Source organism: Butyrivibrio sp. NC2007 (genome assembly GCF_000421405.1).
Classification (GTDB): domain Bacteria; phylum Bacillota; class Clostridia; order Lachnospirales; family Lachnospiraceae; genus Butyrivibrio.
Genome location: NZ_ATWY01000009.1, coordinates 86,481 through 101,163, shown reverse-complemented (window position 1 = coordinate 101,163; position 14,683 = coordinate 86,481). Strand labels below are relative to the sequence as shown.

Annotated in this window: 10 protein-coding genes; 8 read left to right on the top strand and 2 right to left on the bottom strand. The window is 45.9% G+C overall.

Annotation, left to right across the window (positions count from 1 at the left end):
- The first annotated feature begins 5 nt into the window (after positions 1-5).
- The 8 genes from G632_RS0108815 (at position 6) to G632_RS0108780 (ending at position 12,549) form a co-directional block, all read left to right on the top strand.
- Positions 6-938, top strand: coding sequence for a carbohydrate ABC transporter permease (locus G632_RS0108815; protein WP_022768659.1), 933 nt, complete (start codon positions 6-8; stop codon positions 936-938).
- 45 nt (positions 939-983) lie between these two features.
- Positions 984-2,711, top strand: a complete 1,728-nt coding sequence (locus G632_RS0108810; RefSeq protein WP_022768658.1) for an extracellular solute-binding protein — start codon at positions 984-986, stop codon at positions 2,709-2,711.
- A 266-nt stretch (positions 2,712-2,977) separates the two neighbouring features.
- The gene (locus G632_RS0108805; RefSeq protein ID WP_022768657.1) at positions 2,978-3,484 is read left to right on the top strand and encodes a GNAT family N-acetyltransferase; all 507 of its coding nucleotides are present in this window, start codon (positions 2,978-2,980) and stop codon (positions 3,482-3,484) included.
- A gap of 132 nt (positions 3,485-3,616) precedes the next feature.
- Complete coding sequence (locus tag G632_RS0108800; protein WP_022768651.1) at positions 3,617-4,897, top strand: MFS transporter; 1,281 nt, start codon at positions 3,617-3,619, stop codon at positions 4,895-4,897.
- A 136-nt stretch (positions 4,898-5,033) separates the two neighbouring features.
- Entirely contained in the window at positions 5,034-6,251 is a 1,218-nt protein-coding gene (locus G632_RS0108795) for an iron-containing alcohol dehydrogenase (RefSeq protein WP_022764302.1), read from the top strand.
- A gap of 182 nt (positions 6,252-6,433) precedes the next feature.
- Positions 6,434-8,842 (top strand): glycoside hydrolase family 2 protein, encoded by a 2,409-nt coding sequence (locus G632_RS0108790; protein ID WP_026512486.1) that lies wholly within the window; start codon positions 6,434-6,436, stop codon positions 8,840-8,842.
- A gap of 12 nt (positions 8,843-8,854) precedes the next feature.
- Entirely contained in the window at positions 8,855-11,467 is a 2,613-nt protein-coding gene (locus tag G632_RS19420) for an alpha-L-rhamnosidase (protein ID WP_081647112.1), read from the top strand.
- An 11-nt stretch (positions 11,468-11,478) separates the two neighbouring features.
- Entirely contained in the window at positions 11,479-12,549 is a 1,071-nt protein-coding gene (locus G632_RS0108780; RefSeq protein WP_022768650.1) for an alpha/beta hydrolase, read from the top strand.
- Between the two features lie 67 nt (positions 12,550-12,616).
- Here G632_RS0108780 and G632_RS0108775 read toward each other — a convergent pair whose 3' ends face one another.
- Complete coding sequence (locus tag G632_RS0108775) at positions 12,617-13,945, bottom strand: ATP-binding protein (RefSeq protein ID WP_022768649.1); 1,329 nt, start codon at positions 13,943-13,945, stop codon at positions 12,617-12,619.
- A 1-nt stretch (position 13,946) separates the two neighbouring features.
- Positions 13,947-14,657: a LytR/AlgR family response regulator transcription factor gene (locus G632_RS0108770; protein ID WP_022768648.1), complete on the bottom strand. Its 711-nt coding sequence runs from the start codon at positions 14,655-14,657 to the stop codon at positions 13,947-13,949.
- Between the last annotated feature and the right edge of the window lie 26 nt (positions 14,658-14,683).

Below are 14,683 nucleotides of genomic sequence, written 5' to 3'. Positions count from 1 at the left end.
TAATCGTGGCTAAGAAAAAAGAAATAAATGCGGCAGAAGAGAGTTTCTCCGCCGGCGGAGCGCATGCTGTAAATAAATTCAGAATAAGCGATGCCATCATGATGCTTGTCATCATCCTGCTCTGTGCAACCTGCGTGCTTCCGTTCTTACACGTAGCAGCTAAATCAATTTCAGGTAACACAGCAGTAATGAGTCAGTCAGTTTACTTCCTGCCAAAGGACATCACCTTCGATGCATTCAAGCAGGTATTTGCAGACAGCTCAATGACTTACTCAATGATATTTTCAGTGATCATCACACTTGTGTTTACTCTTCTTGGAATGATCGTCTGCACCTGTGCAGCGTATCCGCTTTCAAAAAAGAGACTTAAAGGAAGAGGAGTTCTGGCATTCATCCTCATGGTGCCTATGTACTTCTCAGCAGGTATCATCCCTCAGTACATCCTTTATTACCAGCTTGGAATTCTGGATACAGCCTGGGTACTGATACTGCCACTTATCTATTCACCATACAACATGCTGATCATGAAGAACTTCTTCCAGAGTACAATTCCTGACAGCTTGGAGGAATCAGCATTTTTGGATGGCGCAACAAACTTCCAGATACTATGGAAGATTGTGCTTCCTCTTTCAAAGCCAATCCTGGCTACACTGTCACTCTTCTATGCAGTAGGAAGATGGAATGCATACGCAGACAACATGTACTACACAAGATCTTCAGAGCTCAAGATGATCCAGTACAAACTCTATCAGCTTGTTGCATCTGCCACAGAGGCTCAGAACGCATCACTGGCAGATACCGGCGGAATCACACAGGCAACACCCGAAGTTCTGCAGGCAGCATGCATTATGTTCGTAACTGTACCGATCATCATAATATATCCGTTCCTTCAGAAATACTTTGTACAAGGTACTATGATAGGGGCTGTGAAGGGCTAATACACTATGGGAAAACAATTTTGTTTAAATAAAAGGAGGATTACTATGAAGAAGAAAGTATTATCAGCCATACTTGCAGCTAGTATGGTAATGGGGCTTGCAGCTTGTGGAAATAACGGACCTGTTCCTACAGCGTCAGAAGACACACAGACTGCAACAGAAGCACCTGCAGCTGAGGCACCTGCAGCAGAGACTACAGAGGCAGCAGCAGACGTGGTTCCCGGAGTTGACGGATTTGAGCCATTTGCAGATCAGGTTACTCTTAGAGTAGCTGTTTACGACAGAGGAGATAACGGAAACGGATGCTCAGACGTTGAGAACAACTACTGGACAAACTGGGTTCAGGAGAACTTCGGTGACAAGTACAACATCAAGGTTGAGTATGTGGGCATCACACGTTCAGACGTTATGACTGACTACGCTATGCTTGCTTCAACAAACACACTTCCTACTCTTTGCATGGAGTACGACTATGACAAGCTTGCTACATGGGCATCAGACGGATACCTTCAGCCCATCGATCTCGAGCAGTTCAAGACAATCGCTCCTACATACTGGGCAAACATGGAAGAGAACGGCCTTACAGGCTACACACAGTTTGACGGTGAGGACTACATCGTTCTTGGTAAGAGACCTTACGGTAACACAAACTACACATTCGTAACATGGTATCGTAAAGACTGGCTCAAGGAAGCCGGCTATGACGGATCATATCCTGCAACAAACACAGAGCTCCTTGAGGCTCTTGGCAAGATGGTTGAGAACGGACATCAGTATCCTATGAGCGGATCAAAGGTAGCAGGTGCCGGCGCTGACCAGAACTACTCATTCAGAGATTACCCTCAGGATGAGCTCACATGGTGCACAACAGGTGACTACCAGGTTCCTGCTCTTTCAACAGAGGCTCAGAAGAGACTTCTTAAGTGGAACAACGAGCTCTACAACGATGGTTACCTCAACCCTGAGTACTACCTCAGAAGCACAGATGATGTAAACGCTGACTTCATCAACGGTAAGGCATTCCAGTGGTCAGGTTACGTTTCATCAACAATGGATGTTCTTAATTCTTTCTATGAGAACAACCCTGATGCAGAGCTTGGCGTAATGGTTTGCGACAGCAAGCTTGTAAAGGATGAGACATGGGGATCAAGCAACGCATTCAGACCTAACAACATCTTCGGCGCAATGGTTGGTTTTGCTAACAACGCAACACCTGACGAGGTTAAGGCAGGTGAGATGTACCTTGAGTGGATGGCTCAGGACGAGAACCTCTTCACAATGACATGGGGTATCGAGGGTGTTAACTTCAACTATGACGAGAACGGAAATCCTGTAGCAGTTGGTGATCAGTCAGGTCTTCCTGAGCAGCAGGGTCACAACAACAACGTTGACTACTGGATGGTAGTTACAGCTTCCAAGTCATTCGGTGACATCGAGTCTGATATCAAGGCTATCAATCCTCAGGGACTTCCTCAGGACTTCTACGAGGACATCCTTGCTAACTACAAGGGACAGCTTGCACTCTATGAGGCTGGCAGCGTAAACGTAGATTGCCTCTTCGGTGGCGCTCTTGAGTCAGTAACAGAGTACGGCACATCACTCAAGGAAGAGATCTATCCTGAGTACCGTGATCAGCTTGTAATGTGCAAGCCTGATGAGTTCGATGCTCTTTACGATGAGCTTTCACAGAAGTACCTCGATGCAGGTTACCAGGAGATCATCGACGAGAGACAGGAAATGTTCGAAGCAGGCGAGACAACCAGGCTTCAGTAATACAGATATTGCATAACTCCTAATTATATATAGAGCCCTCGGGAACGCCTTGTCCCCGGGGGCTCATTTTTTGAGTCACCGGGGAGCCACTGGGGACATTTCAGTTTGACTCAAAATGAGTCAATGGGGACGGTTCTCTTTGACTCCTTATGTGACGCAGGAACAAATTTCTGCTACCATAGATAAAAGAGATTTGATCGTGAAATGAATAAAACAAGACAAATAAAGCAAGACGGACAAATCAAGTTGTAGAAAGGCATAACCCCATGAAACTACGCGCATACGAGAAAAGCGATTCCCCAATAATAGCAACCTGGTTGCGCACTGAGGAAGAGCTATACAGATGGTCAGCGGACAGGTACGGATTCTTTCCGCTAAAACCTGACAGCGTAGATGAAAACTACGCTCCAGCGATAGGGACCGGAAGATTCTTTCCGCTGACGGCAATAGATGATTATAATAATGTCATAGGACACCTGATCATAAGGTATCCCAACGAAAACGATGATGCTTCAGTCAGGTTCGGCTTCGTGATCGTGGACCCTGAGATTCGCGGAAAGGGTTACGGGCAGGAGATGCTGAAGCTTGCAATAGAATATGTAAAAGAGAATTTGACCGCCACCAGGATCGACCTGGGCGTTTTCGTCAATAACCCAAAAGCCAGGAAATGCTATGAAGCAGTAGGGTTTACCGAGTATGGTGCGCATGTCATAAACACTCCCTACGGACCATGGGACTGTGTCGACATGGAGTTATTCCCGACAAGATGCTAAGCATCAAAGTAAAGCGAAATTGCTAAATAACAGAAGAGTAATAAAACCGGAACAGGAGGCATAAAGATGGTCATTTGCAGTGCAGATGCTCCTTTTTCAACAAGATAATTCAGGAAAAAGGAGCGAATTAAGATGAAAAACAGAATAAAGAATCTAAAAGACTTCTACGTACTTTGGAGTACACAGAGCCTGTCACAGCTTGGAAGTGCCATAACGCAGTTTGCGCTTACGCTCTGGATTTATGAAAAGACAGGATCGGCGCTGAGCACTGCGACGCTGACAATCTGCACTTATGCGCCATACGTTATAATGAGCATTTTTGCCGGCGCACTTTCAGATAAGTTTGATAAAAAGAAAACCATGCTTATCTGCAATCTTTTTGCGGCGCTTACAACGGTACTTGTATTTGTGCTTTATAAGACGGACCTATTGTCCATGTGGCATCTGTATGCCATCAACATGGAGTCGGGACTTATGAATACCGTTCAGCAGCCGGCTTCCGAGGTGGCATACACGCTTATTGTGCCCAAAGACGATTATCAAAAGACAAGTGGGCTTCAGCAACTGAGCAGATCTCTTGTATCAATCGGAAACCCGATCATTTCAGCGTCTCTTTATGCGCTGGCGGGGCTTGATGTTGTTATCGTTGTTGACCTTCTGTCCTTTGCCGTTGCCTTCTTTTCACTGTTGTTTTTCGTGAGGATTCCCGAAATCAGCAGCAAGGCGAACACAGAAGGAAATGTTCTGACGCTTGCAAAAGAGGGACTTGTCTTTTTGAAAAAGACACCGATGATACTCCATGTGATATTGTTCATGTCGGGAGTTAACCTGATTGCATCTGCGTTTGATGCAGTGCTTCCGGCACTTGTAATTCCAAAAGCAGGAAACAGTGTCTTTGGAATAGTTACTGCATGTTCCGGAATAGCTATGGTTGTAGGCAGCTTTTTGCCGACTATTCTTCCAAAACCCAAGGACAGGGTAAGAGTGATATTCCTCACAATGCTCTTTTCCCTGGGAACGGAAAACTTCGTTCTGGCGTTTTCGGAAAACCCGGTGATATGGTGCATCGGACAGTTTATTGGATGGTTTTTTGTTCCGCTCATGGCGGCCAATCAGAACGTCATCATGCGAAACACCATACCTGTTGAACTTCAGGGAAGAGTATATGCGTGCAGAAATACACTGCAATTCTTCACGATTCCGATAGGTCTTTTCCTGGGAGGGCTCTTTGTTGACAAGGTCTGCGAACCGTTCATGGCTATCAGAGCCGGCAGCGCTTTCTGGACTGCGTTGTTTGGCACGGGGAAAGGCTCGGGAGCTGCTCTTATGATGCTCATACTGGGCATAGCCGGTGTGGTAATGTGTCTGGTTTCCAGAGGGTTTATCAGGAAGTACTCTTACATTGAAGATTGATAGAAATGTCTTTTACCCAAAAAGAAATTGACTGACATTTTGAACAAACCCCTGAAATTTTTCTGAGAAAATGATATAATAGGAGAAGGGTTACGTTATTTATTTAACAATATTTTTCAAAGGAGGGTTTTTTCTTATGTCACGTTTTACACTGCCGAGGGATGTCTACCACGGAAAGGGCGCACTTGAGGCGCTTAAAACACTTGAGGGTAAAAGAGCTATCGTCTGCGTTGGTGGAAGCTCAATGAAGAAAGGTGGATTCCTTCAGAAGGTAGAGGATTACCTTAAAGAAGCAGGTATGGAGGTTGAGCTGTTTGAGGGTATCGAGCCCGATCCTTCAGTTGAGACCGTTATGAAGGGCGCTGAGGCTATGCAGAAGTTCCAGCCTGACTGGATTGTAGCAATCGGTGGCGGATCACCTATTGATGCTGCCAAGGCTATGTGGATCAAGTACGAGTATCCTGAGACAACATTCGAGGATATGTGCAAGGTATTCGGACTTCCCAAGCTCCGCACAAAGGCTCATTTCTGTGCTATTCCTTCAACTTCAGGAACAGCTACAGAGGTTACAGCTTTCTCAATCATCACTGATTACGATAAGGGTATCAAGTACCCTATAGCTGACTTCGAGATCACACCTGATGTTGCTATCGTTGATCCCGAGCTCACACATACAATGCCTATCAAGCTCGTTGCTCACACAGGTATGGATGCTATCACACACGCTATCGAAGCTTATGTTTCAACAGCTAACTGCGACTACACAGACGCACTTGCAATCCATGCAATCGAGATGATCCAGGCTAACCTTGTTAAGTCATACAACGGCGATATGGATTCAAGAGATGCAATGCACAACGCACAGTGTCTTGCCGGAATGGCATTCTCAAATGCTCTTCTCGGAATCGTTCACTCTATGGCACACAAGACCGGTGCTGTATTTGCCGACAAGGGTGCACACATCATCCACGGTGCAGCCAATGCTATGTATCTTCCTAAGGTTATCGCATTCAACGCCAAGGACGAGACAGCTAAGAAGCGCTACGGCGTTATCGCTGATTACATGAATCTCGGCGGATCAAACGACGACGAGAAGGTTAAGCTTCTCATCGAGTATCTGCGCAAGATGAACGACGACCTCAACATTCCTCACTGCATCAAGAACTACGGTGCAGACGGACTTCCTGCAGAGCAAGGCTTTGTTGCTGAGGACGTATTCCTTGACAGACTTCACGACATCGCAGCAAACGCTATTCTTGACGCCTGCACAGGTTCCAATCCTCGTCAGCCCAGTCAGGAAGAGATGGAGAAACTCCTTAAGTGCTGCTACTACGACACAGAAGTTGATTTCTGATATCCTAAAGCTGATTACGGATTGTGCTATAAAAATGACAGTTGGCGCTCTGCATGTGCAGGGCGCCATTTTTTGCATTAGAATTATATCATCAAGAAAAATGAGCCCTTGACTCCGTCCCTGGGGGTCATAAATGAGCCACTGACTCCGTCCCCAGGGATCATTTCAGAAAGGATATGAAGATGCAGAAGATTGATTTTGGAAAGAACTGGACATATAAAAGAGCTGATGTGGAAGATACTTACAAGGAAGTAACGCTTCCGCATGATGCGATGCTGTGTGAGAAGAGGAGCATAGATAACCCGGGAATACACAATCTTGGCTACTTTGAGGGCCATGATTATGAGTATAAAAAGACATTTAACCTTCCCGAAGATTATGCTGACAAGGATATAATCTTTGAGTTTGAGGGAGCTTATCACTCACCTGAAATCTACATAAACGGGAAGCTTGCGGCAAGATGGGACTATGGCTACACCGAGAGGTCTTTTGCACCGGATAATCTTAAGTTCGGTGAGGGAAAAGAGAATGCTAACGAGATAAAAGTCATTGTCCGCAATGCAGATCAGCCAAACAGCAGATGGTACTCAGGATCCGGAATCTACAGACCTGTATGGATGTATGTCGCAGACAAAGATCACATAGAGTTAAGCAGCATAAGGGTCAGGACAATTGATGTAAAGGCTTCTGTCAAAACCTATACCCGTGGAAATGCGTTGATTGGAATAAGCGCAGAGACCACAACTCACGGCCCGTTTGAGTTTGCAATCCTTTCAAAAGACGGCGACGTGATCAACAGCGGGGTTGAACAGTCAGATGAAGAGGCGATTGTACAACTTGAAGATGTCCTCTTATGGAGTGCAAAAAGCCCTGCGCTCTACACCCTCAAAGTAAAATATAAGGAAGACATCGAGGAGGTTACCTTCGGCATCAGGACTCTTACCTGGGACAGAGAGCACGGAATGCGGGTAAACGGAAAGCGCATCCTTTTAAGAGGCGCATGCATCCATTCGGACAACCAGCTCCTCGGCGCGGTGACAGATCCTGACGCTGAGGAGAGAAGAGTAAAGCTTCTTAAGAAGTGGGGATACAACGCGATCAGAAGCGCTCACAATCCCTGCTCAAAGTATCTGCTCGATGCCTGCGACAAGTACGGAATGTACATGATGGACGAGTATGTTGATATGTGGTACATCCACAAGAACAAGTACGACTACGCAACTCTTATGGAAAAGAACTACAGAGAAGACCTTAAGTCCATGGTTGATAAGGACTACAACCACCCAAGCGTTATTATGTACTCAACAGGAAACGAAGTTGCCGAGACCGGCCAGGAGAGAGGTATCAAGCTGACAGAAGACATGACGTTGCTCCTCCACAATCTTGACTGGACGAGGCCTGTCAGCTGCGGCGTAAATATCTTTTTCAACTTCCTCTTCTCAATGGGAATGGGAATCTACAGCGATGAGAAGGCGGAAAAAGACGCTAAAAACGGCGCAAAGAAAAAGAAGGCCGTGGGCAGCGAATTCTACAATCAGATGGCGGGACTGTTTGGCGATACCTTCATGAAGATGGGCGCAACCATCTATCCATGCGACGTAAAGACCAGAGATGCCTACGCAAATATGGACATTGCAGGCTACAACTACGGAATTCTCAGATACAAAAAAGACCTTAAGAAATACCCCGAAAGATTGATCCTTGGAAGCGAGACCTTCTGTAAGGACGCCTACAAGTTCTACGAATTTGCAAAAAGACATCCCGGCGTAGTCGGAGACTTTGTCTGGGCAGGACAGGATTATATAGGAGAAGCGGGAATCGGCTCCTGGGAGTATGAGGATTACGCGCCTGCAGATTGCGACCAGGCAGGATGGCTTACCGCCGGTTCAGGCAGACTTGACATCACGGGAAAAGAGATCGGTGAAGCATATTATACAAGGGTAGCCTTTGACAGAGAGAAAGGCCCTATCATCGCAGTTAAGCCCGTATATCAGAAAGGTAAGCATTCACCTTCCGCATGGAAACTCTCGGATGCTATCAGAAGCTGGTCCTACAGAGGCTGCGAAGGATATGAAGCAAGTGTCGAAGTTTATGCAAGAGCCGAGGATGTTGAGCTCTTTGTAAACGGAGTTTCAGTCGGAAGAAAGAAAGGAAAAGACTGCATCTTCCGCTTCAAGACTCCTTACAAAAACGGTCAGATTGTGGCAATCTCCTACGATAAGAACGGCCACGAGATTGGAAGAGATGAGCTTTCAACAGCAAAGGACGACAGACAGCTTACCATAAAACCAGAAAAAGACAGCGTTCAAATAGGTCACCTTTCCTACGTAAGGCTTTCGCTTACCGATTCAAACGGCGTATGGAAACCAATGGAAAAAGACAGGATCAAGGTGAGCGTATCAGGAGGAGAGCTTGTGGCGCTCGGAAACGGATGCCCCTACAATCCTGATGGATACTTAAAAGATGAGACCTTTACCTACTACGGAGAAATGCTCGCGATAGTAAGAGCAGGTGATGCCGACAAGGTAACCATTACAGCTACAGGGTCAGACGGCAAAGAATATACCTGCGAAATACCTGTTACAGCATAAGGAAAAACAAAGATGTTACAGATAAAAAAGTTTACAGTTGAAGAACTTGATAGAGGCTGCGTTACGGACAATGAAAATCCTGTCTTTGCCTGGAACTATGATAGTGACAGAAATGGAACGACTATCGTATCCCGGAAGCTCGTGATCGGAGATTATGAAAAAGAGATACTATCCGATGGCAGCTATACCTATGATGGCCCAGAACTTAGTTCAATGCGCGAGTACAGCGCAAAGCTCATAGCCGAGGCAGATAACGGAGACATGGCAGAAAAGAGCATATCTTTTGCAACAGGCAAGATGCATGACCCGTGGAGCGGACAGTTTATCACTGACGGAGAATATGTCTTTAAGGAGAAAAAGATATCTCCCAAAGTCATGGTTTTTAGAAAGAAGTTCGCGACTGATAAAAAAGTAAGTAAAGCTGTGATCTACTCAACAGCCATTGGAATGTACAGGCTCGACCTCAATGGAAGTAAAGTTGGAGAGGATTTCCTGACTCCGGGATTTACTTCCTACAAGACTAATCTTCAGTACCAGACCTATGATGTTACAGACATGTTAAAAGAGACTAACACTCTTTTGGCAACTTTATCCGGAGGCTGGGCTGTCGGCTCATTTGTCTTTTCAAGAGTAAACAGGGTGACAGCGGATAAGCAGAGCTTTCTGTGCGAACTTCACATCCTTTTTGAAGATGGAACAAAAGAAGTGATCGCGACAGATGCTTCCTGGGAGGTTGCACTGGGCGGTCCTGTCCTTTCTGCGGACATCTATGACGGCGAGGAATATGACGCAAGGATAGGCGAAGGAGAAATGTCTTTTAAAAAGGCATCAGTTTATGATCTGCCTTTTACTACGAACATTAAGGCTCAGTACGGACTTCCCGTAAGAGAGCATGAAACCTTTGAAGCGGTGAGCATAAGAACTGCCGGGGATGAGATCATCTACGACTTTGGGCAGAACTTTGCAGGTCTTGTACATCTTGAAATTGACGGCAATAAGGGAGAGGAGATAGAGGTAAAACATGCCGAGGTTCTCCATCCCGATGGAAGGCTTAATACGGACTTTCTGCGCTCAGCCAAGGCGAGGATCAGATATATATGCAAAGATGGTCACCAGGAATACTGCCCATCTTTTACTTACATGGGATTTCGTTATGTCAGCGTAAAAGGGATCAGTGCTGACAGGATCAAAGTGACTGCAAGGGCGCTGTATTCTGATGTAAAAGACAATGGCTCTTTTACCTGCTCTAACGAAATGATAAACCGTCTCCAGGAAAATATCAGATGGGGAGCAAAATCCAACTTTGTCGACATCCCCACGGACTGCCCACAGAGAGATGAAAGGATGGGCTGGACGGGAGATATAGCTCTTTTTGCAAATACTGCTGTTTACAATTATGACTGCGGAAGATTCCTTAAAAAGTGGCTTAAAGACATGCGCGCAGAGCAAAGAGCCACCGGCGGAATTCCCAATACCATACCGTCTCAGGGCTACGGTTTCCCCGTGACAATGCCTGTTATTGCTGTGGATTTTTGGGGAGATGCTTCGGTCCTTGTTCCCTATGCCCAGTACATGGCGGATGGGGATGAAAAGATACTCATCGATAACTATGAGATGATGAAAAAATATGTGAATGCCTGCAGGTTCTGGGCCGGATTTCTTAGCTTCGGGAAGAGAAGGCATCTCTGGAATACCATGTCTGTCCTTCACTTCGGAGACTGGGTTGCGCCTGATGTTCCTAAGATGAGTCAGTGGCAGAAGAGATCGAAGTGGACTGCAACTGCAAGTCTTTCGAATACTTCCAGCCTTCTGTCTGAAATTGCAGGGATCCTTGGAAAGAGCGAGGATGAAGCTCTTTATAAAAAGGTTTCAGAAAATGCGGCGGATGCCTACAGGAAATATCTTACCGACGGAAATGGAAAGCTTAAGGAAGAGTTCCAAACGGCTTATGTTCTTCCTATTTACTTTGGTATGTTTAAGGGAAAAGAGAAAGCAAATGCAGCGAACAATCTGGCAGAGCTTGTAAGAAAGAATGATTACAAAATCGGCACAGGTTTTCCCGGAACGCCATACATTCTTTTTGCGCTTGCTGATAACGGCCATGAGGATGAAGCCTTTAATATGTTGACCAATACTCAGTGCCCTTCATGGCTCTACGAGGTAAAGATGGGGGCAACCACAATCTGGGAGAGATGGGATGGCCTTGATGAGAGCGGAAACTGCCCCATCGGAGATGACGGGACAGAGACCATGATATCCTACAACCACTATGCCTCCGGCGCCGTGGGAGATTTCCTCTACAGAAGAGTTGCAGGTATAGAGGCTGTGACTGCCGGGTATAAGAGCTTTAAGATTAAACCCATCATCGGCGGCGGAATCACTTCTGCTTCCGGCAAAGTTGATACGCCCTACGGAGAGATTGATAGCACCTGGAAGGTAAGCGGGGATGTCTTTTCCATAGAAGTACATGTCCCGGTCGGCAGCACCTGCCAGCTTTTCCTTCCTGACGGAAGCATCCACTCCCTGGAAAACGGCCACCACACCTTCACTTGCAAAATGAGCCCCGGGGACGGAGTCAGTGGCTCATTTTTGAGCCCTAGGGACGGAGTCAAGGGCTCATTTTAAGGGGAGAGATAATGAGAAAGAATAAGAATTCACGGATTTTGATAATTACGGCAGTACTTCTTTTGTCTATTGCGTCAGTTCTTTTTGCATATAGAAGTGCTGTGCACATGGTGATAAAAAACATGACGGCCATGCATATCGATATGGATGAGAGCACGGAATGGAGCGGGGGAAAGAGCTATATAAAGGCCCCATACGCTCTGGATTCACAATCTCAGTACCTGGATCTATACGTGCCGAACACTGCCACAAACGAAGAAGCACCACATCTGTTTGTGCTGGTTCACGGCGGCGGTTTTATTACCAACGACTCCCAGTCAAGGCAGGCGCAGCTCATGTACAGGTACTTCAGGGACAATGGATATGCCTGCGCGACCATCAACTACAGACTGGCTCAGGAGGAGCCTTTCCCGGGCGCTCTGTGTGATGTCAAGGCAGCAGTCAGGTTCCTTAAGGCTCACGCCGATGAGTATGGATATGATGCGGAGCACATCGCTATATGGGGAGAGTCTGCAGGAGGCTATCTTGCAGTGGCAGCATCGGTTACAAATGACAATGAGTTTATGGATGTAGAATACATCGGGCAGAAAGAGTACGAGGAGAGGACCGGCGAGAAGTTATCGGCGAAGGTTGATATCTGCGTTGACTACTACGGAGCGGTTGAACTTACCGATAAGAGCGACGACTGGAAGACGCTGGGTGTTCCGAAGTTCGTTGTGAATATAGCCAACTCATGGCTTCATACAGATGTTATGGAAGGGTATTCAGATGTGGAATCTTTCTGGCAGAGAAAAGAGACGTCTCAGATGAGCGAGGAAGAGAAGGCTTATAGCGACATCTACACTTATGTTGCAGAAAATGTCTCTAAAGACTTTGGCGTGAAGTTCTGGATCGCCCACGGAGACTGCGATATCACGGTTCCAATTCTTCAGTCCGAGAGATTTTATAATACTGTAAAAGAGCTTGTGGGAGAGGGAAATGTCTTTTACAGAGTCGTAGAAGGCTCCGGCCATGCGGGAGATATCATGTACTCCGACGAAGAACTTTCCGGGCTCAAGATATTCCTTGACGAAAATATGTAAAAATGAGCCATTGACTCCGTCCCCAGGGCTCAAAAAAATGAGCCCCTGACTCCGTCCCCGGGGCTCATTAATTTTGAGAGGGGATGAGGATGGAGAGCTTAAACCAGCCGTCCTCTGCGACGGCTACGATTGAGCCTCCGTATTTCTCTGCGATGCTCTTCATGCTCTTTATTCCAAAGCCGTGGAAGTTGGTGTCGGCTTTGCTGGTAAGAGGCAGATTGTGTCTGAATCTGATCTTACCGATATATCTGTTTTCTACAAAGATCCTGACAAAGCTCTTTTGCTTATCGACGGTTAAGTGAATGAGCCTTTCATTCTTTTCGGGGATCTTCTCTGCGCCTTCGATGGCGTTATCTAAAGCGTTTCCAAAAAGTGAACTGACATCCATGGGATTCATAAATGAAAGTATGGAGCCGTCGGCAACACAGGTGAGTTCAATTCCTCTTGCCTGACACTTCATGGCCTCTGACGTAAGGATGGTATCAAGGACTTTGTTGCCGGTCTGATAGCTGGTTTCATAGTGCCTTATCTCATCGAGCATCTGGTCAAGATACTCCTGATTTTCTTCGGAAGAGCCGGCTTTCAGAACCAGGATCTGATGCTTTAAGTCGTGGTATTTCTGATTTACTAAAGCCATGTTCTCTTCCTGGATCTGGTACTGGCTATACTGCATCTCATACATGCTCTTTAGGGTCTCGGCTTCGATCCTCTCAACAGTCTGAAGCATAAGCTCGTGATAAAGATACAAAAGAGATACTGCCATAAAGTCGATGACTGTTCTTATCATGAAAAGTTCAAGTGTGTTCTGGGTGGTAAAAGGCGTGCCAACGACAACATAAGAGAGATTACTTATGCTGTATAGAATGAGCATGACGATGACAACCATAAGGAGTTCCCGTTTCCCAATGATGAGTTCCCTGTTGCGAGTGGCATTTCTCTTTTCCAAAAGAATACCAATTCCGAAAACTATGACATAGACTGTGATCATTGAAATGCACATGTGAAGCAGATCAAACTTAACACCTCTGTTTTTAACTCCGAAGTAGTATATCTGCCAGCCGAGGGATGCCATGAATTCTCCCAGCATAAAAGACCTTACGGAGTAATAAGCTTTTTTGCAAAAATCACCTTCAAGGCAGTGGTGGAAGATCATAAAGATGGTTAGCCCCACAATGGTCATGACAAGGACAAAGTATAGTCCATAGCACCCGGTTGTAAGGTGCATGAAAGCCAAAAGAAATATTCCCAGAGCAATGAGCGCAGGCCATTTGCGAAGTCCCTTTTTTGTATTGTGATTAAAGTGAAGAAAAAAGAGAGCCGAGAAAAAATAGCCCACAGCATACCATGCTCCGGGGGTGTTTCCAAGCTCTGAAATCAGACGGAATTTTATATCCATTTCAGTGTCCCATCTTTCTCATATATTCGTTGAGGGCATCAATAAGTGGCTTCTTCTTGGCCCTTGAAACCTGCAACAGGTCATCGCCTACTTTTACATCATTTCCCGTAATTGCATCCACAAATTCAAGATTTACAAGATATCCCTTGTTGCACTGGAAAAAGTTAAGCCCCTCCAGTTCCTTCATGGTCTCTCTCATGGTGCCTTTTGCATTTATGTTCCCGTGTTTTGTATGGAAGATAAGGTCGTGATTTATGACCTCAACATAAAGAATTTCTGAGGCATCTATCTTTTGTTTTATGCCACGCTCGCCGGCTACAATGTATTTCTTTTCGCTGGTCTTTCTGCGTCCGATAGCTCTTTTCATGGTCTGCGAAAAAGCATAGTAGCTAAGCGGCTTTAGAATGTAGTCAAGAGCGCCCACCTGATAGCCGCTGATGGCATACTGGGGCATGTTGGTGATAAAGATGATAAGCACATCCTGATCCACTTCTCTTATTCTTGTGGCTGCCGTCATACCATCAACAAACTCCATCTCGATATCCAAAAGGATAATATCAAGCTCGGGTTTGTAACCCTCCAAAAGTTCATCGCCATCTGAATATTCAGAGATCTGAAACTGCTCTCCGTATTCGTCTTCATATTGTTTAAGAAGCGCTCTTATCTCTTTCCTGTATCCTGCGTCGTCATCAACTATCGCCAGTCGTAACATGTCTCTTCCTCCATAAACTAATTATA